19 protein-coding genes and 2 pseudogenes are annotated in these 24,905 nt (G+C 72.0%); 8 read left to right on the top strand and 13 right to left on the bottom strand.

Annotated elements, in window-relative coordinates:
• Positions 1–30 precede the first annotated feature (30 nt).
• The 4 genes from H4696_RS06640 to H4696_RS06625 form a co-directional block, all read right to left on the bottom strand.
• Positions 31–849 (bottom strand): FAD binding domain-containing protein, encoded by an 819-nt coding sequence (locus tag H4696_RS06640; RefSeq protein WP_086857503.1) that lies wholly within the window; start codon positions 847–849, stop codon positions 31–33.
• On the bottom strand, positions 846–1,316 hold the full coding sequence (locus tag H4696_RS06635; protein WP_086857504.1) for a (2Fe-2S)-binding protein: 471 nt from the start codon (positions 1,314–1,316) through the stop codon (positions 846–848). Before H4696_RS06635 ends, H4696_RS06640 begins: the two co-directional genes overlap by 4 nt.
• Positions 1,313–3,577, bottom strand: a complete 2,265-nt coding sequence (locus tag H4696_RS06630; RefSeq protein ID WP_086857505.1) for a xanthine dehydrogenase family protein molybdopterin-binding subunit — start codon at positions 3,575–3,577, stop codon at positions 1,313–1,315. Before H4696_RS06630 ends, H4696_RS06635 begins: the two co-directional genes overlap by 4 nt.
• A 77-nt stretch (positions 3,578–3,654) precedes the next feature.
• Positions 3,655–4,416 carry a sulfite exporter TauE/SafE family protein gene (locus H4696_RS06625; protein ID WP_086857506.1) on the bottom strand — a complete coding sequence of 254 codons (762 nt, stop codon included), beginning with the start codon at positions 4,414–4,416 and terminating at the stop codon, positions 3,655–3,657.
• Positions 4,417–4,633: 217 nt separating this feature from the next.
• On the opposite strand from H4696_RS06625, the gene H4696_RS06620 reads away from it, so the two are divergent.
• Both H4696_RS06620 and H4696_RS06615 read left to right on the top strand, forming a co-directional pair.
• Positions 4,634–7,693, top strand: a complete 3,060-nt coding sequence (locus H4696_RS06620) for a discoidin domain-containing protein (protein ID WP_086857507.1) — start codon at positions 4,634–4,636, stop codon at positions 7,691–7,693.
• Positions 7,694–7,775: 82 nt separating this feature from the next.
• On the top strand, positions 7,776–8,777 hold the full coding sequence (locus H4696_RS06615; protein WP_086857508.1) for a LacI family DNA-binding transcriptional regulator: 1,002 nt from the start codon (positions 7,776–7,778) through the stop codon (positions 8,775–8,777).
• 2 nt (positions 8,778–8,779) lie between these two features.
• Here the strand turns inward: H4696_RS06615 and H4696_RS06610 are convergent, their stop codons facing one another.
• Positions 8,780–10,474, bottom strand: a complete 1,695-nt coding sequence (locus H4696_RS06610; RefSeq protein WP_225955610.1) for a discoidin domain-containing protein — start codon at positions 10,472–10,474, stop codon at positions 8,780–8,782.
• 486 nt (positions 10,475–10,960) lie between these two features.
• On the opposite strand from H4696_RS06610, the gene H4696_RS06605 reads away from it, so the two are divergent.
• Positions 10,961–13,174 carry a discoidin domain-containing protein gene (locus H4696_RS06605; RefSeq protein WP_086857510.1) on the top strand — a complete coding sequence of 738 codons (2,214 nt, stop codon included), beginning with the start codon at positions 10,961–10,963 and terminating at the stop codon, positions 13,172–13,174.
• Here H4696_RS06605 and H4696_RS06600 read toward each other — a convergent pair.
• A complete protein-coding gene (locus H4696_RS06600) occupies positions 13,076–14,611 on the bottom strand; it encodes an FAD-dependent monooxygenase (protein ID WP_086857511.1) in 1,536 nt (511 codons plus the stop codon). The two genes, H4696_RS06605 and H4696_RS06600, sit on opposite strands and share 99 nt — an antisense overlap.
• A gap of 4 nt (positions 14,612–14,615) precedes the next feature.
• Positions 14,616–15,578 (bottom strand): MBL fold metallo-hydrolase, encoded by a 963-nt coding sequence (locus H4696_RS06595; RefSeq protein WP_086857512.1) that lies wholly within the window; start codon positions 15,576–15,578, stop codon positions 14,616–14,618.
• Positions 15,579–15,675: 97 nt separating this feature from the next.
• Here H4696_RS06595 and H4696_RS06590 point away from each other — a divergent pair, with 97 nt between their 5' ends.
• Complete coding sequence (locus H4696_RS06590; protein ID WP_086857513.1) at positions 15,676–16,206, top strand: MarR family winged helix-turn-helix transcriptional regulator; 531 nt, start codon at positions 15,676–15,678, stop codon at positions 16,204–16,206.
• On the opposite strand, the pseudogene H4696_RS06585 reads toward H4696_RS06590, so the two are convergent.
• The 4 genes and pseudogenes from H4696_RS06585 to H4696_RS06575 all read right to left on the bottom strand — a co-directional run bounded on the left by H4696_RS06585 (position 16,203) and on the right by H4696_RS06575 (position 19,841).
• A pseudogene (locus H4696_RS06585) lies at positions 16,203–17,094 on the bottom strand (IS481 family transposase). The gene H4696_RS06590 and the pseudogene H4696_RS06585 overlap by 4 nt on opposite strands.
• Positions 17,095–17,273: 179 nt before the next feature.
• Positions 17,274–17,408 (bottom strand): annotated as a pseudogene (locus H4696_RS51495) (IS481 family transposase); the annotation flags it as partial.
• A gap of 230 nt (positions 17,409–17,638) precedes the next feature.
• Positions 17,639–18,862, bottom strand: a complete 1,224-nt coding sequence (locus tag H4696_RS06580; protein ID WP_192782112.1) for a DUF222 domain-containing protein — start codon at positions 18,860–18,862, stop codon at positions 17,639–17,641.
• 367 nt (positions 18,863–19,229) lie between these two features.
• Positions 19,230–19,841, bottom strand: a complete 612-nt coding sequence (locus H4696_RS06575; protein ID WP_086862607.1) for a GTP cyclohydrolase II — start codon at positions 19,839–19,841, stop codon at positions 19,230–19,232.
• 112 nt (positions 19,842–19,953) lie between these two features.
• On the opposite strand from H4696_RS06575, the gene H4696_RS06570 reads away from it, so the two are divergent.
• Positions 19,954–20,583, top strand: coding sequence for a LysE family translocator (locus H4696_RS06570; RefSeq protein WP_086862606.1), 630 nt, complete (start codon positions 19,954–19,956; stop codon positions 20,581–20,583).
• 52 nt (positions 20,584–20,635) lie between these two features.
• On the opposite strand, the gene H4696_RS06565 is transcribed toward H4696_RS06570, so the two are convergent.
• A complete protein-coding gene (locus H4696_RS06565; RefSeq protein WP_086862605.1) occupies positions 20,636–21,697 on the bottom strand; it encodes a cobalamin-independent methionine synthase II family protein in 1,062 nt (353 codons plus the stop codon).
• Positions 21,698–21,946: 249 nt separating this feature from the next.
• On the opposite strand from H4696_RS06565, the gene H4696_RS06560 reads away from it, so the two are divergent.
• Both H4696_RS06560 and H4696_RS06555 read left to right on the top strand, forming a co-directional pair.
• Positions 21,947–22,210 (top strand): DUF3040 domain-containing protein, encoded by a 264-nt coding sequence (locus H4696_RS06560; protein ID WP_086862604.1) that lies wholly within the window; start codon positions 21,947–21,949, stop codon positions 22,208–22,210.
• Positions 22,211–22,225: 15 nt separating this feature from the next.
• Positions 22,226–23,257 (top strand): DNA polymerase IV, encoded by a 1,032-nt coding sequence (locus H4696_RS06555; protein WP_086862603.1) that lies wholly within the window; start codon positions 22,226–22,228, stop codon positions 23,255–23,257.
• On the opposite strand, the gene H4696_RS06550 is transcribed toward H4696_RS06555, so the two are convergent.
• The gene (locus tag H4696_RS06550; RefSeq protein ID WP_086862602.1) at positions 23,254–23,901 is read right to left on the bottom strand and encodes a TetR/AcrR family transcriptional regulator; all 648 of its coding nucleotides are present in this window, start codon (positions 23,899–23,901) and stop codon (positions 23,254–23,256) included. The two genes, H4696_RS06555 and H4696_RS06550, sit on opposite strands and share 4 nt — an antisense overlap.
• Before the next feature lie 88 nt (positions 23,902–23,989).
• Between H4696_RS06550 and H4696_RS06545 the strand changes: the two genes are divergently transcribed.
• Positions 23,990–24,880 carry an AurF N-oxygenase family protein gene (locus tag H4696_RS06545; protein WP_086862601.1) on the top strand — a complete coding sequence of 297 codons (891 nt, stop codon included), beginning with the start codon at positions 23,990–23,992 and terminating at the stop codon, positions 24,878–24,880.
• Positions 24,881–24,905 lie beyond the last annotated feature (25 nt).

Genomic DNA, 24,905 nt, shown 5'->3' with positions numbered 1-24,905 from the left:
TCCACTGTGGACCGGCCGGGCCTTCGGCGGTCAGGACCGGGCCGACGCCTCCGTCAGCGCACGGCGGGTCAGCACCCGGGCCAGGTGGCGCCGGTACTCCGCCGTCGCGTGCGGCTCGTCCGGCGGGTTCGTGCCCTCCGCGGCCAGCGCCGCCGCGTCCGCGATCGACGCGCCGGAGGCCAGCGCCTCCTCCGTGGCGGTGGCTCGCAGCGGTACGCCGCCCATGTTGATCAGGCCCACCCGGCCGCCGGCGACGGCCACGCCGACCATCGCCCAGTCGATCGCGCGCCGGGTGAACTTCTGGAAGCCCCAGCCCTGCCCGGTCTGCCGGGGCAGCCGGACCTCGGTCAGCAGCTCGTCGGGCTCCAGCGGCGTCGTGAACGGGCCGAGGAAGAACTCCGCCGCCGGGATGCGGCGCTCCCCCGCCGGGCCCCGCGCGACCAGGACCGCGTCCGACGCCAGCACCGCCGCGGGCAGGTCGGCCGCGGAGTCGGCGTGCACCAGCGAGCCGCCGATCGTGCCGCGGTGGCGGACCTGGCGGTCGCCGACCTCGCCGGACACGCGTGCCAGCAGCGGCGCGTGCTCCTGCAGCACCGGGTCCTGCTGGAGGTCGCTGTAGCGGGACAGCGCGCCGATCACGACGTCGTCGCCGTCGAGCCGGACGTAGCGGAGCTCGTCGACCGGGCCGATGTCGACCACGTACTCCGGCGCGGCCAGCCGCAGCTTCATCAGCGGCAGCAGGGAGTGCCCGCCCGCCAGCACCTTGGCCTCGTCGCCGTGCTCGGCGAGCCGGGCCAGCGCTTCGTCCACTGTGGACACGCGCTCGTAGCGGAATTCGGCGGGGATCACCGGTCCACCTCCTGGCCGGAAGCGTCGATCACGGCGCTGACGATGTTGTGGTAGCCCGTGCAGCGGCAGAGGTTGCCCTCGAGCCCGGCCCGGACCTCGTCGCGGGTCGGCTTCGGGTTGTCGTTCAGCAGCGACACCGACGCCATGATCATCCCCGGCGTGCAGAACCCGCACTGCAGGCCGTGCTGCTCGCGGAACGCCCGCTGCACCGGGTGCAGCGACCCGTCCGGCCCGGCCAGCCCTTCCACGGTGGTGACCGCGTGGCCGTCGGCCTGTGCGGCCAGCACCGTGCAGGACTTCACCGACTCGCCGTCGAGCAGCACCGTGCAGGCGCCGCACGACGTCGTGTCGCAGCCGATGTTCGTCCCGGTGAACCCGGCCGTGTCGCGCAGGAAGTGCACCAGCAGCGTCCGGTCCGGCACCTCCTCGGCCACCGCCCGCCCGTTGACCTCGATCGAGACCTTCACCGCGCGCTTCCCTTCCCCGCTTCTTCAAGTGCTTCCCAGACCCGGATCGGGGTCGTGGGCATGTCCAGGTGGTGCACACCCCGTGCCGAAAGCGCGTCGACCACGGCGTTGTGCACCGCCGGCGTCGAACCGATCGTCGCCGCCTCGCCGATCCCCTTGACGCCCAGCAGGTTCCGGTCGGTCGGGGTGGCCATGTCGACGAGCTCGAAGTCGGGCAGCTCGGCGGCGGTGACGAACGAGTAGTCCGCCAGCGTCGCGGTCGTCGGGTTGCCGTCTTCGTCGTAGGTGACGACCTCCATCAGCGCCTGCGCCGCGCCCTGCCCGAGCCCGCCGTGGCGCTGGCCGCGGAAGGTGAGCGGGTTGACGATCGGCCCGGCGTCGTCGACCGCGACGATCCGGCGCAGGTCGACCTTGCCGGTCTCGGTGTCGACCTCGACCACCGCGAGGTGCGCGCCGAAGGGGAACGTCGGCTTGCCGCCGCCGAACCAGACGTCGGCCGACAGCTTGCCCTCGCCGGCCGTTTCGGCCACCTGCGCCCAGCTGAGCACGGTGCTCGACGGCGCGCCGCGGACCTGCCACACGCCGCGCTCGGCGTCCAGCTCGAGGTCGTCCGGCGCCGCTTCCAGCAGGTCGGCCGCCAGCTCACGGGCCTGCGCGATCACCTCCTCGGCCGCCTGCCGGATCGCCGAGCCGCCCAGCTGCAGCGACCGGGAGCCGAACGTGCCGATCGCCTTGGGCACCTCGTCGGTGTCGCCGTGGCGCACGGTGATCTTCCCCAGCGGAACGCCGAGCTGGTCGGACAGCAGCATCGCCAGCGACGTGCCGAGCCCCTGGCCGTGCGGCGAGCTGCCGGTCCACGCGACGACCGAGCCGTCCGGGTGGATGTCGACGCGGCCGCTCTCGCCACCGCCGTCGCCGCCGGTGATCTCGACGTAGGCGGCGATCCCGAGGCCGAGCTCGACCGGGTCACCGGCTTCGCGACGGCGCTTCTGCTCGGCCCGCAGCTCGGCGTACCCGGCGGCGTCGAGGACCTTGTCCAGCGCCGCCGCGTACTCGCCCGTGTCGTAGGAGGCGCCGGTCGGCGTCTGGTACGGGAATTCCTCGGGCCGGATGAAGTTGACCCGGCGGACCTCGGCCGGGTCCATCCCGATCTCCGCGGCGAAGACGTCCATCCCCCGCTCGACCGCGGCGGTCGCCTCGGGGCGGCCCGCGCCGCGGTAGGCCGCGATCGGCGTGGTGTTCGTGACGACCGCGCGGCTGCGCGTCTCCACCTTCGGGAACCGGTAGACGCCGACGGCCATCAGCTCGGTCAGCGTCGGCAGGAACAGCGTCCGCGGGTACGCGCCGGCGTCCTGGACGACGTCGAGGCGGTAGGCGAGGACGGTGCCGTCGCGCTTCCCGCCGATGGTGACGGTGTTGAGCTGCCCGCGGCCGTGCGTCATCGCGGTGAGGTTCTCGCTGCGCGACTCGACCCAGCGCACCGGGCGCCCGATCTCCTTGGCGGCCCAGCCCAGCACGGTCACTTCGGGGTCGGCGCCGATCTTCGCGCCGAAACCACCGCCGACGTCGGGGGCGACGACCCGGACGTTCTCTTCGCCGGCGCCGAGGCTCGCGGCCAGCTGCGTCCGGGCGATCTGGGCGTTCTGGGTCGACAGCCAGACCGTCAGCCTGCCGTCCGCGCCCCACGCGCACGAAGCACCGCGCACTTCGAGCGGCGCCGGCGCGACGCGCTGGTTCACGATCGTCTGCGAGACGACGACCTCGCACTCCGCGAAGATCGAGTCGTCGAACTCGGCCGCGCCGTTGACCTGCACGATGTTGCTGCCCGTTTCGGGGTACAGCAGCGTCTCGTCCGCGAGGGCGGCGCCGATGCCGGCCACGGCTTCGAGCGGGTCGTAGTCGATGTCGACCAGCTCGGCCGCGTCGGCCAGCTGATAACGCTCTTCGGTGAGGACGAGCGCGACCGGTTCGCCGACGTAGCGCACGACGCCGTCGGCCAGCCACGGTTCTCCCACCGGCCCGGCCGCGTGCGGGTCGAGCCCGAGGTCGGCGGCGGTGAACACGCCCAGCACCCCCGGCGCCGCCTTCGCCTCGCTCACATCGATGCCACCGATCCGCGCGTGCGCGATGGGGCTCCGCACGAACACCGCGTGCGCGGCTCCGGAAAGCGCTTCCTCCCGCAAATCGTCCACGTAGGTGCCGCCCGCGGTGATCAGGTTCTGATCCTCTTGGCGGACGACCCGGGTCCCGACAATGCTCATCTGGTCTCCTGCTCGCCGTTACCCCGCCGATCATGCCTTGTCCGGCGGGGCTCCGTCAGCCTGCGAGCGGAAGTCTTTCAGGCGTAGGCCTGCCAGCCGAGCACCACGGCCAGCCCCAGCCCGGCCAGCCCGATCCCGATGCGCAGCGGCGTCGGCGGCAGGTGGCGCACGAGCGTGGAGCCCAGCCACGAGCCGCCGAGCGAACCGAGGCAGACGGCGAGCGCGGCGAGCCAGACGACCTTGCCGGTGCAGGCGAAGACGATCGCGGCGAGGAAGTTCGCCGACCCGGTGACCAGGTTCTTCGCCGCGTTCGTCCGGGCGAGCGGCTGGCTCCACACGGAGACGAGCAGGGCCAGCATGAGGACGCCGGCGGCGGCTCCGAAGTAGCCGCCGTAGATCCCGATGAAGAACGCGGCGACGCCGGTGGCCGGGCTCAGGCCGTGGTGGTCGGCGGCTTCGGCCAGGCGGCGCAGGCGCGGGCCCGCCATCAGGACCAGTGCGGCGCCGCCGATGAGCCACGGGACGATCGCGGTGAAGGCGTCGGACGGGGTGAAGAGGAGCACGAGCCCGCCGGCCGCGCCGCCGACGGTGGTGATGACGCAGAGCGGGACGATCCGGGCCCGCTGGCCGGCGAGTTCGGGCCGGGCGCCGGCGGCCGCCCCGGCGGTGGTGCCGAGCATCGCGACGGTGTTGGTCACGTTCGCGACGACCGGCGGCAGCCCGGCGGCGAGGAGCGCCGGGTACGAGACGAGCGAAGCGAGCCCGGCAGTGGCCCCGGTGAGGCCGGCGCCCACGCCGGCGAGCACGAGCAGGAGGAAGGTGGCCGGGTCACTGATCACGTTGTCATCCCAACACGCCGGAGGCGGCGTCCCGCGGTGAGCTTGCTCCCACCCGGACGGCGATCGATCTCGATCCCGGACCGAGGTATAGGTCGTTATACGAATTACCCAGGTCTTGTCCGAAAGCGGACGAGATCCCCGCCCGGGCTTGCCCCCGCGACGCGCGGCGTCCCAGAATCCGCGCTGACAAGGTTGTCAACGGCTTGGGAGGCCGCGCATGGGTGAGCTCGACCGGCGGCACGCGCTCGCCCTGTTCGGCGCGGCCGGCGCCGCCGCACTGCTGGTGAACCTGCCCGGCCGGGCGAGCGCCGCGGCGGGGCCGCCCGACCCGGTCGCCGCCACCTACCTGCGCGTCCTGCTGCGGCACACCCGCTGGGCCGAGCAGCAGTTCGACACGAAGGCCGGGGTCTACCCGGCCCGCGACTTCACCTTCGCCGTCGTGCTCGGCAACGCCGTCCTCCTCACCCGGGACGGCTACGACCCCGAGGTCGCCGGCGTCGACCGGGACACGCTCAAGGCGCACACCCTCGCCACGATCCGGCACTTCGCCGCGTCCAACCTGCTCACCGGCGGCACCGAATGGGGCCGCCGGCTGTTCTTCGACACCACGTTCCAGTCGTACTTCCTGCTCGCCGCCCGTCTACTGTGGACAGACCTGGACGCGGCGACCCGCGCGAACGTCGAACGCATCACCACCGGACAGGCCGCCTACACGACCGCCCTCGGCGAAGACGACGACCCCACCTCCGGCAGCTGGACGCCCAACGGCCTCAAGGGCGGCTACGTCGGCGACACCAAACTGGAGGAGATGGGCGTCTACGCCCAATCCCTCGCCCCCGCCCTCGCCTGGGCGCCGACCGACCCGCGCGCGCAAGCGTGGCGGGACGCCTTCGGCACCTGGAGCCGCAACGAAGCCGGGCTCCCCGCCGCCGACCTCGCCAACCCGCGGCTCGTCGACGGCCGCCCGGTCAGCGCCAACACCGCGACCAACCTCTACGACACCTTCCTCGTCGAGAACCACGGCTCGTTCGGCCCGCACTACCAGGAAGAACTCTGGCGCACGTCCGGCCGCAACGCGATGCACTTCCTCGCCGCCGGGACGCCGCTGCCCGAGGTGCTCACCGCGCAGCCGAACGGCGAACTGCTCTGGCGCACCATGCTGCTGATGACCAGCGACGCCGGCGAGCCGCTGATGCCGATGGTCGCCGACCGCGAGCACCTCTACGGCCGCGACGTCATCCCGCTCGCCTTCCGCGCCCAGGTCCTCGGCGACCGCTACGCCGCCTACGCCGAGGCGCAGCTGGCCGGCCGGCTCGAGCCGTACCAGGCCTACGCGCCCGCCGACCGGATCACGAAGTTCTCCGGCGAGCCGAAGTACGAGCCGGAGGCCCGCGCCGAAGTCGCCATCAGCTACCTGCTGCACGAGTGGCGCGCGAGCCACGGCGGCCCGGTGACCGCGGTGGGCAAGGACGAATTCGACGCCCACGCGGCCGGGGTCGCGGACTTCGGCGCCGGGCCGGGCCTGCTCGCCCACCGCTCCCCCGCCGCCTGGGCGGGCACGGTGACCAAGCCCGGGTTCGTCAAGTTCGCCTGGCAGCCGCGCCACGACGACTGGCTGTTCGTGCTCGGCGGCGCCAACCCGGCACTGCTGCCCGCGACGAACATCGCCGTGCGCGAACGTCACGCGACCGCTTACGAGAAGGTCCGCCACGGCTTCGACGGCACCGTCGGCGTGCTGCGCTTCGACACCGGGTACGCCGCGCTCGCCACCCTGCCCACCGGTGCGGCGGTCTACGCCAGCACCGGCGTCGCCGAAGGCGAAGGCGTCCTGAACGTCTACAACCTCGCCATGCCGGGCGTGCCCGGCCTCGACGGCGACCGCGGCTACACCGCCGCCGAAGGCACCGTGACGGTCAAGGCGCAGGCCGCGCCGTCCGGCGCCCGCACCGACGACGTCACCTTCGCCCGGGTCACCGCGCGGTACGTCCGGATGCTCGGCGTCACGCCGGACCCGCAGTACGGCTACTCGCTCTGGGCGTTCGAGGTCCACGACGGCGACGGGCCCGACCTCGCGCGGACCGGGACGGCGACGGCGTCTTCGGCGGCGGCGGGCAAGGAGGCGAAGTACGCCAACGACGGCGACCCGGCGACGCGCTGGGCGGTGTCCACATCGGACCGGCCGCGGGTGGACAGCTGGCTCGCCGTCGACCTCGGCGCGCCGGCGGCCTTCGACCGCGCCCGGCTCAGCTGGGAAGCGGCCGCCGGGCGGAAGTACCGGCTCGAAACCTCGCCCGACGGCGTGACCTGGACGGCGGTGGCGACCTACCCGGTCCCGGCGCTGCGCAGCACCGGCGGCCGGCTGGACATCGACGGCCGGGCCGGGATCGTCGTCGAGAGCCCGAACCCGATCACCGTCACCGGCGACCGCGTCGTCCTCTCGGACGGTCCCGCCGCTCCCCTGCTCGCGGAGCTGCACCCGGCACCGGCCGGCGCGAAGCCGTCCGGCCGCGTCGCGACCACCGCGCCCGCGGTCCGGGCGAGCGTCACCGACGGCTTCCTGGTGCTGGTCAACCTTTCCGGCGCCGCCGCCGCGGGCACGGCGAACCTGGCCCAGGGCGGGACCACCCGCCGGCTCTACCGCGGCGAACAGGTCCTCACCGCGACCGGCACCACCTTCACGCTGGACCTCGACCCCGCCGAGGGCCGCATCGAACCGCCGCGGTTCACCGTGCGCGGCCCGGCCGGGCTGAAGGCGGTCGTGCGCGACGCGAGCCGCGTCGACCTCACCGCGCCGGGGCCGCTGCCCTCGACCGTCACGGTCACCCCGGACGGCGGCCGGGCCCGGACGGTGGTGCTGCCGCCGCGCCGGACGGTGCCGGTCGTGTTCGGCGAAGTCCGGCCGTACCCGCTGGCCGACCTCGCGCTCGGCGCACGCGCCTTCCCCGCCGAACCGCTGCCGCCCGGGATGTCGAGCCCGGCCGCCGCCGTCGACGACGACCCGGCGACCGCGTGGCGGCCCGGGCCCGGCGGCCGAATGGTCGTCGATCTCGGGGCGGTGGCCTTGGTTTCCGCCGTCGAGCTCGCCTGGACGCCCGGGCGCGTGCCGGCCGCCACGGTCGAAACCAGCACCGACGGCGTCACCTACACGACGGCGGGCGCCGCGGGCCGCGGCCGCACGTCGACGGTGAAGCTCACCGGCCCGGCTCGGTACGTCGCCGTCCGCACGGACTGGCGGAGCGGCGACGCGGGCCTCACGCGGTTGTCCGGGTGGACTTGATCGATTTCGGACCGGTCGCGGCGGGGCCCGGTGCGAGTACCTTGGCACCACAGGACTTGCCACCCCCCGCTCGGGAGGACGGATGCGCGTCACGATCGCCGAGGTCGCCCGCCGCGCGCGGGTGAGCAAGACGACCGTGTCCAGGGTTCTCAACAACAAAGCCGATGTGGACGCGGCGACCGCGATCCGGGTGCGCGAGGTGATCGCCGCGACCGGGTACATCCCCAGCGCCGGCGCGGTCGGGCTGGCCCGCGGCGTGACCCGCACGGTCGGGATGCTGGTGCCCGGCCTGACCTGGCCGTGGATGGGCGAAGTGCTGCAGGGCGTCGCCGACGTCGTGGAGTCGAAGGGCTACGGCCTGCTGCTGTCCACCGCCAACCGCGGCACCGAATCCCTGGCCGAGTTCTCCCGGCAGGTCTCGGCGAAGGCGTTCGACGGCCTGCTGCTCATCGAACCCCCGGACGCGGTGCGCCACCTGCGCGTGCTGCACGACTCCGGGCTGCCGGTGGTGGTGATCGACGACCGCGGCCGCCGTCCCGCGTTCCCCTCGGTGGGCACGGACAACCGCCACGGCGGCGCGGCGGCGGCCCGGCACCTGCTGGCCACCGGCCGCACCCGGCTGGCCACGGTCACCGGCCCGCGGGACTTCGGCTGCACCGCCGACCGCCTCAACGGGTTCAACGAAGCCGTCCTCGACGCCGGGCTGACCCTCGATCCCCGGCTGATCATCGAAGGCGACTTCACGAGCGAGAGCGGCGAGGCCGCGATCCTCCAGCTGCTGGCGTCGGGCCCGGAGTTCGACGCGGTGTTCGCGCACAACGACCTCACCGCGGCCGGCGTGCTGGCCGGGCTGCGCAAGTCCGGGCGCGCGGTGCCGGGGGACGTCGCCGTGGTCGGCTTCGACGACATCCCCCTGGCCGCGCACACCCAGCCGCCGCTGACGACGATCCGCCAGCCGCTGCGGGCGATGGGCGAGACGGCGGCCCGGCAGCTGCTCGCGCAGCTCGCCGGGGCGCCGCCACCGGGACAGCCGATCATCGTCCCGACCGCGCTGGTGGTCCGGGAATCGACCCGGTCAGCGTAGCCTCACTGGTACACCCGCACGTAGTCGATCACCATGTCCTGCGGGAGAACGGTGCCGGCCCCCGGCGGGCCGGGGAAGTCCCCGCCGATGGCGTTGTTGAGGATCAGGAAGAACGGGTGGTCGTACACCCACGGCCCGCGGGTGCTCTCCACCGTATCCCGGTTGATCGTCTCGAACGCGTTCCCGTCGACGTAGAACGTCATGTGCGACGCGTCCCAGTCGAGCCCGAAGCGGTGGAACCCGGCGGAGACGTCCTGGCCGAAGTCGAACGGCGCGCCGATCCCGCCCGCGCCGTTGTAGGCCGGGGCGTGGATGGTCGAGTAGGCCAGGTTCGGCGACTTCCCGACGTGCTCCATGATGTCGATCTCGCCGCAGTTCGGCCACGGCGTGCCGCTGAAGAAGTTGGCGCCCAGCAACCAGAACGCGGGCCACAGCCCCTGCGTGCCGGACACCTTGATGTTCGCCTCGACGTGGCCGTAGGTGAAGCTGAACTTGCCCGCGGTGTTGATCCGGCCCGAGGTGTACTGGCAGGTGCCGCTGCCGCTGACCGGGTCGACCGGGCACGCGCTGCCCGGCGTGGCCTCGCGACGGACCTGGATCACGAGGTTGCCGCGGCCGTCCTGCTTGGCGTTGTTGTTGTTCGTGTAGTACTCGAGCTCGTTGTTGACGCCGGGGCCGGTCTCGGCGGTCCACTTGCTCGCGTCCGGGTTCGCGCCCGCGGCGCCGTTGAACTCGTCGCTCCAGACCAGCGTGCCGGGGAAGTGCGGGGCCGGGGGCGCGGCCGGTGGGGTCGTCGGGCTGCCGCCGGTGCCGTAGACGTCGAAGCCCCACAGCGAGTAGCCGTAGCCGTTGGACCGGGCGGTGCCGTACATCCGGACGTACCGGCCGGACCCGTTGACGGTCAGCGTTTCCTTGAAGCCCTTGCCGGTCGTGGTCGAGTAGAGCGTCGTCCAGTTCGCGTTGTCGGCCGACACCTGGATCTGGTACGCGACCGCGTAGGCCGGGTCCCACTGCAGGACCACCTGGTGCACGGCCGCGACGGCGCCGAGGTCGACGGTGATCCAGCCGGGGTCGACCCAGCCGGTCGTCGCGCTCGTCGCCCAGCGGGTCGCCGGGTCGCGGTCGAACGCCTTCGCCGGGACGCAGCCGGGGCAGGCCCCGTCGTCCTGGTACGACGACGCCGTGCCGGACTTCCCGTACGACAGCAGGACGTCACCGGGCTGCGTGGTGCCGCCCCCGCCGTAGACCTGGAACTCCCACAGCGAGTAGCCGTACTGCGTGGCCCGCTGGGTGCCGGTGAGCCGGACGTACCGGCCGCTGCCGGTCACGTTCAGGGTCTGCGTCCCGCCGGCGCCGGTGGTCGTCGAGTAGAGGGACGTCCAGGTGGCGCCGTCGGCGGACGCCTGGAGCGTGAAGGCCTTGGCGTACGCGGCTTCCCAGTTCAGCACGACCTGGGACAGCTGCTGGGTGGACCCGAGGTCGACCTGCAGCGACTGCGGATCGGCGAAGGCACTGGACCAGCGCGTGCCGGGGTCGCCGTCGACCGCCGCGCTCGCGGGGAAGGCGGCGGATTCGGTCGAGGACGCCGTCACCGGGCGGCCTTGCGAGAGCAGGACGGGTGCGGCGTGCGCGGCCGGCGCGGTGAGCAGGGCGGCCACGGTCAGGACGAGGACAGCGAGAACCCGTGTTCTCGGCATGCGGCGTTGCATGGGCACCTCCACGGCGAACCGGCGCCGGGGCGGCCTTGCCCCGGCGCGGAACCGGCTCACGTGGTCCTCGGCGCGGGTGTGGGTCCCGCTCGTCGGCACGCTCTTAGTTCAGGATATAAATAAAGAGCCGTAAAATGTCAACTTCCCTGCGCCGGACGGTCGCGGACCACACCGGAGACTGGTCCGGGCGAGGAGAATCCGCGCCGGAACCTTGACTCCGCCGAACCCCGCGCTGTTAACTGCGACCTCACCGACGGAACCGGTTCCGTGACCGCCACCCGGGACTGCTCCGCCGCGACACGCACCCTTCGGGCTGACTGGTTCGCGCTCCTCGCACCACCCGGTACCGCTCCTCCGGCTCACGGCGCCGGCGGGTGCCGGGGCGCGAACCCGCCGCACCACCCGACGCCGGCGCGAGCTGTGGGGCTCGCCCGGTCCCTTTCGCACGCCCTCCCCCGATCAGCAGGCAGGCCGATGAGATCAACGACGTTCTCCCCCGTACACCGCCTCCTCGTCATCGCCACCACCTTCGTCACCGCGATCACCACCGCGGCGGTGGTCGGCTCCGCGCCCGCGCAGGCCGCCGCGTGCGGCAGCACGAACCTCGCGCAGGGCCGCACCGCGACCGCGTCCTCGACCGAGAACGGCGGCACGCCCGCGTCCGCCGCGGTCGACGGCAACGCCGGCACGCGCTGGTCCAGCGCGTTCAGCGACCCGCAGTGGCTCCAGGTCGACCTGGGTTCCGCGCAGCAGCTCTGCGACGTGGTCCTCACCTGGGAAGCCGCCTACGCCACGGCGTTCAGCGTCCAGCTGTCCTCGGACGCGAGCAGCTGGACGAGCGCGTACGCGACCACCACCGGCGCGGGCGGCACGCAGACCGTGCCCCTCACCGGCACCGCGCGCTACCTGCGCGTCTACGGCACCCAGCGGGCGACCGGCTACGGCTATTCGCTCTGGGAAGTCGCCGTGCACGGCACCGGCGGCGGCACCACCATCCCGCCGACCGATCCGCGCAACCCGGACCTCGGGCCGAACGTGTCGGTGTTCGACCCCTCGACGCCGGCCGCGACGATCCAGAACCGGCTGACGCAGATCGCGAACCAGCAGCACACCAACCAGTTCGGCACCGAGCGCTACGCCGTGCTCTTCAAGCCGGGCACGTACACCGCCGACGTCAACCTCGGCTTCTACGAGCAGGTGGCGGGCCTCGGCCTCTCCCCTGACGACGTCACCCTCAACGGCCACGTCCGCGTCGAGGCGGACTGGCTGCAGCAGGGCGACAACCCGGACAACAAGGGCAACGCGACGCAGAACTTCTGGCGCTCCGCCGAGAACCTCTCGGTGACGCTGCCCGCCGGGCAGGTCGAACGGTGGGCGGTCGCGCAGGCCGCGCCCTACCGCCGGATGCACCTGCGGGGCAGCCAGATCCAGCTCTGGAACGGCGGCGACGGCTGGGCCAGCGGTGGCCTGATCGCCGACAGCAAGATCGACGGCGTGGCCGTGTCCGGTTCGCAGCAGCAGTTCCTCACCCGCAACAGCGAGCTGGGCGGCTGGCAGGGCGGCGTGTGGAACATGGTGTTCGTCGGCTCGACCGGCACCCCGCCGGCGTCGTTCCCGAACCCGCCGGAGACGGTCGTCGGGCAGACGCCGGTGATCCGCGAGAAGCCGTTCCTCTACGTCGACGGCTCGGGCAGCTACAACGTGTTCGTCCCGGCGCTGCGGCAGAACTCGTCCGGCACGAGCTGGGGTCACGGCGCGCCGGCCGGGCAGTCGATCTCGCTGAGCGAGTTCTACGTCGCGCACCCGTCCGACTCGGCCGCGACGCTCAACGCCGCGCTGGCCGCGGGCAAGAACCTGCTCGTGACGCCGGGCGTCTACCACCTCGACCAGGCGCTGAACGTCACGCGTCCGGACACCGTGGTGCTCGGCCTCGGCCTGGCGACGCTGATGCCCACCAACGGGAACGCGGCCATCACGACGTCCGATGTGGACGGCGTGAAGATCGCCGGGCTGCTCGTCGACGCCGGCGCGGTGAACTCGCCGGTGCTCGTGCAGGTCGGGCCGCCGGGCTCGACCGCCAACCACGCGGCCGACCCGACGTCGCTGCACGACGTGTTCTTCCGGATCGGCGGCGCGGCCGTCGGCAAGGCCACGCAGACGCTGGTGGTCAACTCGAACAACGTGATCGGCGACCACATGTGGCTGTGGCGCGGCGACCACTCCTACGGCGTCGGCTGGAACGTCAACACAGCGGCCAACGGCCTGGTGGTCAACGGCGCGAACGTGACGATGTACGGCCTGTTCGTCGAGCACTACCAGCAGTACGAGGTGCTCTGGAACGGCAACGGCGGGCGGACGTATTTCTTCCAGAACGAGATGCCGTACGACCCGCCGGACCAGGCGTCCTGGTCCAGCGGCGGCGGCCGGCAGGGCTGGGCGGCGTACAAGGTGGCCGACTCGGTGACCAGCCACGAAGGCTGGGGCCTGGGCAGCTACTGCTTCTTCAACACCAATCCGTCCATTGTGGCCAGTCACTCCTTCGAGGTGCCGAACACCAGCGGGGTCCGGTTCCACAACCTCGTTTCGGTGTCACTCGGCGGCGTCGGCACGATCACGCACGTCATCAACGACTCGGGTGACGCCGCGAACACCGGGCACCAGGTGAGCCCGCTGGTCGCCTATCCGTAACACGGCGGCGACGTACGCGTCCGGGCGGACCAGCCAGGCTTCGCCCGGACGCGCGCCCAGCGCCCCACCCACCGGGATCTCGGCACTTCGCCACCCCTCAGCCCGAACGCCCGGGGTCGTCAAGATCAGGAACCCTTGCCGGGCCAAGTCACGCAACCGTCCACTCGCGACGGTGACGTCCGGCAGCAGCACCCCCGGCCCCGGCCGCGGCAGCGCACCACGTGGTGGCCGCCCGCCGGACGGCCGCGCCGGATCGGGTGTGGTCAGCGGAGAATCGGCGTACCAGAAGGGTTCGGCCAGCCGCCCCGAATCGACCTGCTCGTGCACCGCCGGATCGGTCGCCGCGCGGGTGAGGACGTCCAGGCGGCGCGCGCGCTGCCCGTCGTCCTGCGGCACCAGGAAGTCCATCGTGGCCGTGGTGACCGCCGCGTTCTCGACCGCCGCCGCGTGCCGCTCGGCGTGGTAGCTCTCCAGCAATTCCTCGTCGGCGTCGCCGCGCAGGACCCAAGCGAGCTTCCAGGCCGCGTTCTCCGCGTCGGCGACCCCCGAGTTGAGCCCGCGCGCCCCGAACGGCGCGACCAGGTGCGCGCAGTCGCCGGCCAGCAGCACGCGCCCGACGCGCATCCGGTCGACGAGCCGCGTGTGGAAACGGTAGACCGAGCGCCAGACGACCTCGTACGGCCGGTCGCCGATGATCGCCCGGATCCGCCGGTCGAGGGCGCCGCCGGTCTCCTCGGCCGCGAGGTCGTAGTCGTCGGGGACCTGCCAGTCGATGCGGAACTGCGAGCCGGGGCACGGGTGGATGAGCACCTGGCGGCCCGGGTTCCACGGCGGGTCGAAGTGGAAGCGGCGCTCGGCCGCCCAGCCCGGCAGGTCGGCGCGGATGTCGCAGATCAGGAACAGGTCGCGGAAGGAGAACCCGGCCAGCTGCTGCCCGAGGGCCCGCCGCACGGTGTCGCCCCGCGAGCCCGCGCAGGCGATCGCGTAGTCGGCCTCGATCCGGCGTGGCCCGTCCTTCGTCTCGCACTGGATCTCGACGCAGCCGGGCTGGGTCACGCCGGTGACGCGATGCCCGCGGCGGACGTCGATCAACGGCTGCTGCGCGATCAGTCCGTCGAGGACTTCTTCGACGCGGGCTTGGGAGATGTTGACGAACGGCGGGAGCGCCGACCCGCCGTCGGGCAGCTTCAGCGAGAACAGCTCGCTCTCGCGGTGGAACGTCCGGGCGGTCGTCCAGGTGAGCCCTTCCTCGGCGAGGCACCCCGCGCCGAGCGAGGCCCAGACGTCCAAAGTGTCCCGTTGCTGGCAGATGGCCTTGGACCCCACGGGATCGCGCACCTCGTGCTCGTCGACGAGCACGACCGGCACGCCCCAGCGCGCGAGCAGCAGCGCGGCCGTCTGGCCGACCGGGCCGCCGCCGAGGACCGCAACTCTCATCGTCCTAGCCTTGGAGCTGGTCCCAGACTTCGCGGTCGCGTTCGGCGGTCCACACCACCGGCCGTTCGATGCCGCCCAGCTCGTCCCACAGCCGGGAGACGTCGAAGGGCAGGCAGTGCTCGAAGATCGGCCAGTGCCCGTACTGCTCGTTCAGGGCCGCGTGGGTGCGTTCGAAGGCGTCCTTGAGCGTGCCGCCGGCGTCGCGGACCGCGCCGACCTCGCGGATCATCGTGGTGAGGAAGTGCCGGGTCTGCGCGACGGCGGCCTCGACCGCGGTTTTCCCGCGGCTCACGCCACCCCGCCCGCCGATCAGCGTCTCGGCACCGAACGCGCCGACGCGGTCCAAAGTGGACGAAGCCCAGTCGCGGTGGAACGCGTCCCCGGTGTACAGCGCGGCTTCCGCTTCCACGAGGTCGCCGGCGTAGAGGATCTTCTGCCGGGGCAGCCAGGCGACGATGTCGCCTTCGGTGTGGCCGCGCCCGCAGTACTGGAGGACGAGGTCGCCGCGGTCGCCGCCGAGGTCGATGGTGAGCCGGTCGGAGAAGGTCAGCGTCGGCCAGGTCAGGCCGGGTACCGAGTCCGCGCCCTTGGCCAGCCGCGGCATCCGCCCGAACTCACTGGCCCAGTCCTCCTTGCCGCGCTCGGCGACCAGCGCGCGGGTGTTCTCGTGCGCGACGATCACTTCGGCGTCGAACGCGGACGCGCCGAGCACGCGCACCGCGTGGTAGTGGCTCAGCACGAGGTAGCGCACGGGTTTGTCGGTGTGCTCACGCAGTTTGGCGAGCCACTCGCGGGCCGCGACGGGCGTGGCGAGCGCCTCGAAGCAGACGAGGAAGTCTTCGCCTTCGATGGCGCCGATGTTGGGATCCCCCTCGGCCGTCAGCGCGTAGACGCCGTCGTCCAGGACTTCCAGGGTCTGCGCCTTCTCCGCCAGGTCGGCCGAAGAGGCGAACGCTTTCTTCGTCACGGCTAGGGCTCCTTGATCGTCAAAGGATTGACTATCTCGGCTCAGGCTAGCCCGCCGCGCCGCCGCACGGAACCCCCTCGTCGCCTAACCTGGCCGCATGACCGACCGACCGGCCGACCTCGACTACCTTTCGTTCGTCGACTACGCGATCGGGAAGACGCGGGCCGAGCTGCCCGCGACCGACCCGGTGGCGATGCGCCTCGGCCTGACCCTGCACCGCCTCGCCGGCGCGCTGGTCTACGACTGGGAGTCGACGGTCCACCGCCCCCGCGGCTGGAGCTGGGGTGGTTTCCGGGTGCTGTTCGTGCTGTGGCTGGCCGGCCCCCTGGAGTCCCGCCACGTGGCCCGCCTGGCCGGCATGAGCCGCGCGGCGGTATCGGCACTGGTCAAGACCCTGGAGCGCGACGGCCTGGTGACCCGCGCGACGGTCCCCCACGACCGCCGGGCGGTCGAGCTCGACCTGACGGAGTCGGGCCACGCGTCGGTCGCCGAGGCGTACCAGGAACACAACGCGCGCGAGCAGGCATGGGCGGCGTCGCTGACGCCGTCGGAGCGCACAACGCTGATCGGCTTGCTGGAGAAGCTGACAACGGGCCCGGCCGCGGCGGCGGCCCAGCGCCTGACCTAGCTGGCGATCCCGGGCAAGTCGGCCAGCCGGGCGATGGGTGGCTTGCCGCCGGTTGCACTGTGGGGTCGATGATGATTCGATCTTGCCGTTGGTCTGCGGCCGGTAAGGCCGGGTCCGTTTCGGGGTGACACCGAGCTCGGTGCAGGTGTCGCGCCAGGCATGAGATCGGTAGGCCGACCCGTTGTCCGACAGCACGCGTTCGACGGTGACGCCCAGGTCGGCGAACCAGGCCACGGCCCGGCGCAGCACCGCGGTGGCGGTGGCGGCGGTTTCGTCGGCGTGGATTTCGGCGTAGGCGACGCGGGAGTGGTCGTCGATAACGGTGTGGACGAACGCGGTGCCGGTGCGGGGCTTGTAGTCGGCGCCGCGGGTCAGCCCCGCGGTGGATCGCTTGTTGATCTCGCCTTGTCGCCGGCCGACGTAGCGCCAGCCGCCGCCGTCGGGGATGTTGCCGAACTTGGTGACATCGACATGGATCAGCGATCCGGGATGGTCGTGTTCGTAGCGGCGCAGAGGTTCGCCGGTGACCCGGTCGATGTGGGTGAGCCGGTTGATCCGGCAACGCACCAGTACCGCGTGCAACGTGGATGCAGGCAGGCCGAGCCGGCCGGCGATCTGGACCGGGCCCAGCCGGTGACGCCACCGCAACCGCACGATCGCCCGCACCACCGGCCTCGGAGTGCGGGCCGGGCTGCGGTGGGGACGGCTGCTGCGATCAGCCATCCCGGCTACACCTTCGACGCGGTAACGATCGGCCCACTTCGCGGCCGTCTTCGCCGCGACCATGAACATTTTCGCTGCGGCGGCGTGGGTCCAGCCCTGCTCGACGATCAGGCGGGCGAGTCGGAGTCGGGTGCGTGGGGTCAGGGTGGCGTTAGGGTGGGACACGAAGGCCTCCGGTGGGTGAAGCGGTTCCTAGACAGCTCCACTTCACAACCGGAGGCCTTCACTTGTCTGTGCGACAGGCCGCCAGTGGTCACCTCAACTCGGGACAACGTCCCTGGACATCACACCTAGGTGTGCCGTCCGAGGAGGTTGGCCGCCCAGCTCGAACGCGATCCCGATCATGGAGTTGCGTGGGCGTTGCGGGGCTTGCCGGGTGTCGCGGCGCGGTTGCGGTCGCCTTGGGCGCGGCCGACGAACCGGTGTCCGCCGCGAGCCGAGATGGTCGTTTCATAGCGGCGCAGCGGTACGCCGGTCGATCCGGGAGAGCCGAGTGATCCGGCACCAGCTGCTCGGGGGTGCGAGTCGGGCTGCGGTGCGGGCGGTCATCCTACTTTGCGGCGAACATGAACATCTCGCTGCTGCGGTGCAGGTCCAGCCCTGCTCGACGATCAGTCGCGCCAGTCGCAGGCGGGTGCGCTGGCCTCTGCGGAGCGGGTCAGCATCTGGGGGCAGGCCTGGAGCCGGTGGCTGCGGGCCTGTCCCGTGTTCAGGCTGCAAATGGCAGCGGCTGATGCAGGTTATTGCGCCTGGGTTTTCGGCGCTTGTCCAGGAACCGTGGCGGTAGGAACTCGGGGTGGCCGTCAGTGGCGATGCGGACCTGCCAACCCGACCGATGCAACAACCGATGATGGTGGCCGCACAACAGCACCAAGTTGGCCAGGTCGGTCAAGCCACCCTCGGACCAGTGACGGATGTGGTGACCCTGACAATGCCGCGGCGGGCGGTGGCATCCCGGGAACGCACACCCACGGTCGCGCAGGAACAAGGCGCGGCGCAGGCCCGGCGAGATCAGGCGGCGGCCTCGGCCCAAGTCGAGGGGTTCACTGGCGGAGCCGAGGACCGCGGGGATCAGGGTGCAGTCGCAGGCGTGGATCCGGGCCTCGGCGGCCGAGATCAGACCGGTGTCGCCCAGGGTCGCCGTGCCGAGTCCGGAGCGCAGGTCGGTGAGGGAGACCGCGACCATCACGTGGACGCGTTCCCCGGCTTGGGTGGGCAACTCTGGGGAGTTGAGTGCCAGGTCGACTGCGTCGGAGAAGGCGTCGCCGTAGCGTTCCTGCGGGGACCGGAAGTCCCCGCCGTCGTCGGCGGTGCGGCGCTCGGCCAGCGCGTCAAGCAGCGCGCTGGCGCGGGTGCCGGTCTCATCGTCGAAGCGGCCGGTGAGTTCCCAGGTGCCAGTGCGTTTGCGGCGCAGGGACAGTTCCCGTACCGGGATGACAGGCTCGGCGTCCTCGGGGGCAGTGCCGTCGGGGTCGAGGTGGGCCAGGATCCGGGCGCCAAGGGCGGCGACTTGTTTGTGGCCGCCCTCGGCGGCGAAAGCGAGTAGGTCCGCCTCGGCCGACTCGCGATGAGAGGCGGGGATCCGGGTGACGGCATCGATGATGGTGTCGATCATCGGGGTGCTCAACCGGCCGGCCAGCGCAGCGATACCGGTGGCCGGGGCAACGGCGGGGGTGGCGTCGAGAGAGTGGGCGGGGTGCAAAGCCTGGGCTCGCTTGACGACCTTGTCGGCGGCGGCGCGCGGGAGGTCGGCGAGATGCTCCAGCAACCGGGCGGCGGAACGGTAGCCGAACAGTTCCAGCACACCACGGGATTCGATTTCCACCAGCAGCGCACCGATTTCCGCTTCGGCGGACCGCACCACGGTGAGCAGCGAAACGAGGCGGTCGGCCAGGGCCTCCGCGTCCGCTTGCCACACCGTTTCTCTGTCCACACACCAAGATTACCGACGATCGATCATCTGTTCATCACACGATCGAGGTAACTGTTCAGATCATTTCGATGCTTTTCGGCAGCCAAAGGCAGCCAGTACAGTGAGATCGCAGGCGAACATCAGCACCTGATGCCGATCAGTCGCACAGGCGCAGCAGCAGACCAGGACGCTGACCCGCACGGCAAACCCATCGAGTGGACAGCGACCGTGATGAGGAAACGGGCGACCCGCGGATCCGCCGTCCCGCCCATGGCGCGTCGTCGAGGATCGTGTCCGGATTTCCCACAGCGACTAGGTCACTCCGGGCCGCTTGCCCAGCATCGACGGGTTGCCCGGCCGATCGGCCGAAACCGAACATCGCGTGGAATCAGCTGGCGATCCCGGGCAGGCTCAGCGTGTGCCCGGTCTGCTCGGCCTTGGCCCGCAGGTACCGCACGTTGCTGTCGGTCGCGAAGACCCCGGTGGGCACCTGCTCCCGCACGGAAATCCCGGCGGCCCGCAGCTGAGCGGCCTTGTCGGGGTTGTTGGAGAGCAGATCGACCTCGCCGGCCCCGAGCGCCTTGAGCATCTGCGCGGCGACGGCGTAGTCCCGCGCGTCTTCGGGCAGCCCGAGCGCGGCGTTGGCGGCGTAGGTGTCGAGTCCGCCGTCTTGGAGGGCGTAGGCGTCGAGCTTGTTGTAGAGCCCGATCCCCCGCCCTTCCTGCCGCAGGTAGAGCAGGTAGCCCCCGGTTTCGGAGATCCGCTGGACGGCTTCGGCCAGCTGCGGGCCGCAGTCGCAGCGGGCGGACCCGAAGACGTCGCCGGTGAGGCATTCGGAGTGCGGGCGGACGAGGGGGACGTCACCGGGGGTGCCGAGGACCAGGGCGAGGTGCTCACCACCGTCTTCGAGCCCGCGGAAGGTGACGGCTTCGGCGTCGACCTCGAGACCACCGTGCAGCCGGAGCGGGATCCGCACCCGGGTCCGCACCTCGGCCGTCACGTCGTCACCCCTGGAATCGCCCACAAGATCGACCCTACACGAAGTTCAAATTCGAACCTGAGAGGTTCGGCACGCGGGAAAACCGGTGGCGGCCCGGCCGTAGGCTCACCCCATGATCCCCGGCACCACCGCGGCCTCCTTCCTCCTCGTCGTCGTCCTCGGCGCGATGTCCCCCGGCCCGGACTTCGTCGTCGTCACCCGCTCCGCCCTCACCGGCGGCCGGCGCGCCGGGATCGCCGCCGGGCTCGGAATCGCCCTCGGCGTCTTCGCCTGGGTCGTCGCGATCGCCCTCGGCGTAGCCGCCGTCCTCACCGCGTCCGCCATCGCCTTCACCGTCGTGAAGCTGGTCGGCGCCGCCTACCTCGTCTTGCTCGGCGTCAAAGCCTGGCTGGCCGTCCGCCGCGGCGAATACCGGGACCTCGGCGACGACAACCCGGAGCCGCTCAAGGCCACCGCGGCCTTCCGGCAGGGACTGTTCACCAACCTGCTCAACCCCAAGGTGGCCGTCTACTTCCTCGCCCTGCTCCCCCAGTTCCTCCCGGCCGACGGCTCCACCCTGCAGACCCTCGAACTCGCCGCGATCGCCACCGCCGGCACGGTCCTGTGGTTCGTCACCCTCGCCGTGGTCGTCGGGGCACTCAAGAAGGTCTTCCGCGACGGCCGCGTCCGGCGCGGGCTCGACGCCGTGCTCGGGAGCCTGCTCGTCGCGCTCGGCCTGAAGGTCGCCGCCGAGACGGCCTGAGCCGAAACGGCGTGAGCCCGGGGCGGCATCCCCGGGCGCACGCCGCCGGGGCTCAGCCGAGTTTCTCGGCCGCCAGCCGGGTGCCTTCCACCCGGGCCTTGATCTTCGCGAACGCGATGTCACGCGAGGTCGACGTGTCGTCGGCGAACGGGGAGAACCCGCAGTCGTCGCACGTCCCCAGCCGGTCCGCCGGCACGTACCGGGCCGCCGCCAGGACGCGGTCACGGACCTCCTCCGGGGTCTCCACCCGCGGGTCGATCGGGTCGGTCACGCCGACGAAGACCCGCTGGTCCGCCTTCAGGTTGTCGGCGATCGTCGCGAGCGCGCGATCCGGGTCCGACTCGCTGGCCAACTGGACGTAGAAGCGCCCGGCCCTCAGGTCGAACAGCGCCGGCAGCAGGCCCGCGTAGTCGACGTCGAGGCTGTGCACCGAGTCCTGGTCGCCGCCCGGGCAGGTGTGGACGCCGATCTTCGCGCGCTCCTCGGCGGTGAACCGGTCGAGGACCGCGTTGTTCAGGTCGACGAACTGGCGCAGCAGGCCGCCGGACGGGTCCAGCTTCAGCGAGAGCCGTCCCTCGGTGAAGTCGATCTGGACGCTGTCCGCGCCCGCGTCGAGGCTGCGCCGGATGTCCGCTTCGGCCTCGTTCACCAGGTCGGCGACGAACTGCTCCTGCGAGTACCCCTCGATGCCGTCGGCCGGGTAGATCAGCGAGACGGCCGAAGCCGCGATCACCGCCTGCTTGACCGGCTTGCCCGTGAGCGCCTTCGCCCGGGTCAGGTACTCGTCCGCGTGGGTCGCGTAGCGGAACGGGCCCGCGGTCAGCCGCGGCAGCTGCCGGGTGTGCCCGTCGGCGAACGGGATGACGACGCCGTCCGGGGCCAGCGCGGTCAACCCGGCCAGCGGGTACGTCGCGAAGCTCGGCTTGCCCTGCTCGCCGTCGGTCAGCACCGGTGAGCCGGTCTCCTCGAACCGGCGGATCGTGTCGGCCAGCGCGCGGCTCTCCAGCTCGGCGAGCGCGGCGGCGTCGATCCGCCCGGCGGCGAACTCCCCGAGTCCTTCGACGAGGTACGCCGGGCGCGGGATGCTGCCGATCGGTTCGGTGGGCAAGGTCATCGAGGTCCTCCAGCTGCTTGAAGGTTCCGGCGCGCGGAAGAGGACGCAACGGCCCCCTCCGTCACCCGGGGCCGTCACCGGCCACGTTCGAGAGGCAACTTAACGTGCTCGCGGGCGGTCACGGAGCGCGGATCACCCGGTCGGAGCAGCAAAAAGCACGAAATCAGAAGGCGTTCGGCGGTTCGTTCGGAGGACGATTGGGTATTCGCTCTGGCGATACGGCGGGTACGGCGCCGAAGGAGTACCCCGATGCTCAGTCACCACGATCGCACCGAGCTCGAGAAGATCGAGCGCAGTCTGGAGCTCAGCGACCCCGACCTGGCCACCGCGCTGCGCGAGGGCAAGCGGCCGAAGTCGCGCGCGCTCCGGAGCACCGTCCTGATCGTCTTCGACATCATCGCCGTGAGCCTGCTGGTCGTGGGGCTGGTCCTGCCCGACCCGGGCGTGACGCTGTGCGGGATCCTCGCGCTCACCGGCACCGTCTGGACCCACGTGGCGCGGCACCGGATCTGAGGCGAGACTGGCCCCGTGAAGTGGGTCCTGCACGTCGACCTCGACCAGTTCATCGCCGCGGTCGAGATCGCCCGGCACCCGGAGCTCGCGGGCAAGCCCGTCGTCGTCGGGGGCAACGGCGATCCCGCCGAACGGGCGGTGGTCGCGACCGCGTCGTACGAGGCCCGCGAGTTCGGCATCCAGTCCGGCATGCCGCTGCGGCTCGCCGCGAAGCGCTGCCCGGACGCCGTCTTCCTGCCCAGCGACCCGGACGCCTACCTCGAGGTGTCGGCGCGCGTGATGGCGGTGCTGCGGGAGTTCCCGGTCGTCGTGCAGGTGCTCGGCTGGGACGAGGCGTTCCTCGGCGCGGAGACCGGCGACCCGGAAGCGCTGGCCGCCGAGCTGAAGGACGCCGTGGCCCGCGAGACGGGGCTGTCGTGCGCGGTCGGGATCGGCGACAACAAGCTGCGGGCCAAGCTCGCCACCGGGTTCGGCAAGCCGGGCGGGATCTACCGGCTGACGCAGGAGAACTGGTGGGCCGTGATGGCCGAGCGCCCGACCGACGCGCTGTGGGGCATCGGCGGCAAGACCGCGAAGAAGCTGGCCGGGCTCGGCATCCGCACGGTGCTCGACCTGGCGGGCGCGGACGCGGCGGAGCTGGCCGCCCGGTTCGGCCCGAAGACCGGACCGTGGCTGCGGCTGCTCGGCGGCGGCATCAGCGACGCCGACGTGAGCGCGACCCCGTACGTGGCCAGGTCCCGCAGCCGCGAAACGACGTTCCAGCGCGACCTCACGGACCCGGCGGAGATGGCGGCGGAGGTCTCGGCGCTGGCCAAGCGGGTCACGCAGGACGTCCTGGACGAAGGCCGCCCGGCGGCGCGGATCGCGGTCAAGGTGCGGTTCGTGCCGTTCCTGACCCACACGCACAGCATCACCCTGCCGGCGCCGACGTCGGACGCGGCGGAGATCGACCGGGCCGCGCGCGAGGTGCTGGGGATGTTCGAACTGACCCGGGCGGTACGGCTGCTGGGAGTCCGAGCCGAGTTCGCGCGTGAAGACGAAGACTAGAACTCTTCGGGCAGCGGCAACGGCTGGTCCGGGTCCAGCTCGACCCCGCCCGCCTTCAGCGTGTGGTCCAGCATCGCCCAGATCGTGCCGGTCAGCTGGTCGGTCAGCTGGGCCAGGCTGAGCGCGCCCGGGTGGTCGAGCCACCGGGTCGTCGCCGACTCGACGTAGCCGACCAGGCCGAACGCGATCGTGTCCGCCGGGGCCGGGTCGAGGCCGAACGCCGTCAGGTACCCCGAGAACAGCCCGCTGAGGTGGCGGGCGATCGTGCCGCGGACGTCGGTCTGCGCCGGCTGCGTGCGGGTCAGGTAGCGGTGCAGGGATTCGTGCTCGGTCAGCCAGCGCAGGTGCGTCGAGATGACCGTCGCGATCATCTCGTGCGGTGACCCCGAGGGGTGCCACAGCGGCGCGAGCTCGGCCGTCACCAGCTCGGCCGCGCGCTCGGCGATCGCGCGCTGGAGGTCGGCCGCGTCGGCGAAGTGGCGGTACAGCCGCGTGCGGGCCACGCCGGCGCGCTCGGCGATCTGCTCGGTCGAGACCTCCGGGCCGTGCTCGGCGATGGCCACCAGGGCCGCTTCGACGAATTCCGCGCGCCGCCGCTCCTGCTGGCCCGCCCAGCGCGCCGCCCGTCCGTCGACCTTGGTCACCCGGGAAGCCTACTCAAGTCCGGCGAGCCGGTGTACGCTCGCCGAAGTAACTAGTACAGCATGTACCCCCTACTTTCCGGAGGCCGCCATGGGCGTCGAGGCCCAGGACCGGGATGTCACCGCGGCTCGCCTGCTCAAGAGCTCCGCGAAGAACTCCTACGACCCGTACGTCGACATCGACTGGGCCGCGCCGCTGGCCGAGGGCAAGGCCTACATGCCGCTCGAGCGCGTCTCCCTCTACGGCACGGACCTCTGGGCGAAGCTGACGCCGGAGCAGCGGATCGAGCTGTCCAAGCACGAGATCGCCAGCATCATGAGCGTCGGCCTGTGGTTCGAGATCGTCCTCATGCAGCTGCTCGCCCGGTACGTCTTCGACCTGGACGCGCGCAGCGAGCACGCGCAGTACGCGATGACCGAGATCGGCGACGAGACGCGGCACTCGGTGATGTTCGCCCGCACCGCCGAGCGGCTCGGCGTCCCGCGCTACGGCGTCCCGAAGGTCGTGCACCGCGCCGCCAAGGTGTTCGGCGCGACCGCGGCCGGGCCGTCGATGTTCGCCAGCGTGCTGGTCGCCGAGGAGACCACCGACCGGCTGCAGCGCTCGATGATGGACGACGACGGCATCCAGCCGCTGATCCGCTCGGTCAACCGCATCCACGTCGTCGAGGAGGCCCGGCACGTCCGGTTCGCCAAGGAAGAGGTGCTGCGGGAGACGCCGAAGCTGTCGAAGGCGGCGCTGCAGCGGCACCGGGTGCGCACCGCGCTGGTCGCGTTCGGCGTCATCGACAGCATGGTCGACCCGCGGATCTACCGCAGCGTCGGGATCGACCCGCGCGAGGGCCGGGCCGCGGCGCTGGCGAACCCGCACTTCCACGAGACGCGCCGCTGGATGGCCGAGAAGATCGTGCCGTTCCTGCGCGACGCGGGGCTGATCGGCGGCCGGTCGGAAGGCATCTGGCGGCGCGCGCATCTCGTTTGAGGCACTTACGGCGGAATTCCCTTCG

It is taken from the genome of Amycolatopsis lexingtonensis (assembly GCF_014873755.1).
GTDB lineage: Bacteria > Actinomycetota > Actinomycetes > Mycobacteriales > Pseudonocardiaceae > Amycolatopsis > Amycolatopsis lexingtonensis.
Note: the sequence above shows the minus strand (reverse complement) of the source record. Positions and strands in the feature narration are given on the sequence as shown.

What these genes read in the sequence shown, in the direction of transcription:
- H4696_RS06630 (WP_086857505.1), bottom strand. Translation starts at nt 3,577, where the DNA reads ATGAGCATTGTCGGGACCCGGGTCGTCCGCCAAGAGGATCAGAACCTG.
- H4696_RS06620 (WP_086857507.1), top strand. Translation starts at nt 4,634, where the DNA reads ATGGGTGAGCTCGACCGGCGGCACGCGCTCGCCCTGTTCGGCGCGGCC.
- H4696_RS06615 (WP_086857508.1), top strand. Translation starts at nt 7,776, where the DNA reads ATGCGCGTCACGATCGCCGAGGTCGCCCGCCGCGCGCGGGTGAGCAAG.
- H4696_RS06610 (WP_225955610.1), bottom strand. Translation starts at nt 10,474, where the DNA reads ATGCCGAGAACACGGGTTCTCGCTGTCCTCGTCCTGACCGTGGCCGCC.
- H4696_RS06605 (WP_086857510.1), top strand. Translation starts at nt 10,961, where the DNA reads ATGAGATCAACGACGTTCTCCCCCGTACACCGCCTCCTCGTCATCGCC.
- H4696_RS06600 (WP_086857511.1), bottom strand. Translation starts at nt 14,611, where the DNA reads ATGAGAGTTGCGGTCCTCGGCGGCGGCCCGGTCGGCCAGACGGCCGCG.
- H4696_RS06590 (WP_086857513.1), top strand. Translation starts at nt 15,676, where the DNA reads ATGACCGACCGACCGGCCGACCTCGACTACCTTTCGTTCGTCGACTAC.
- H4696_RS06570 (WP_086862606.1), top strand. Translation starts at nt 19,954, where the DNA reads ATGATCCCCGGCACCACCGCGGCCTCCTTCCTCCTCGTCGTCGTCCTC.
- H4696_RS06565 (WP_086862605.1), bottom strand. Translation starts at nt 21,697, where the DNA reads ATGACCTTGCCCACCGAACCGATCGGCAGCATCCCGCGCCCGGCGTAC.
- H4696_RS06560 (WP_086862604.1), top strand. Translation starts at nt 21,947, where the DNA reads ATGCTCAGTCACCACGATCGCACCGAGCTCGAGAAGATCGAGCGCAGT.
- H4696_RS06545 (WP_086862601.1), top strand. Translation starts at nt 23,990, where the DNA reads ATGGGCGTCGAGGCCCAGGACCGGGATGTCACCGCGGCTCGCCTGCTC.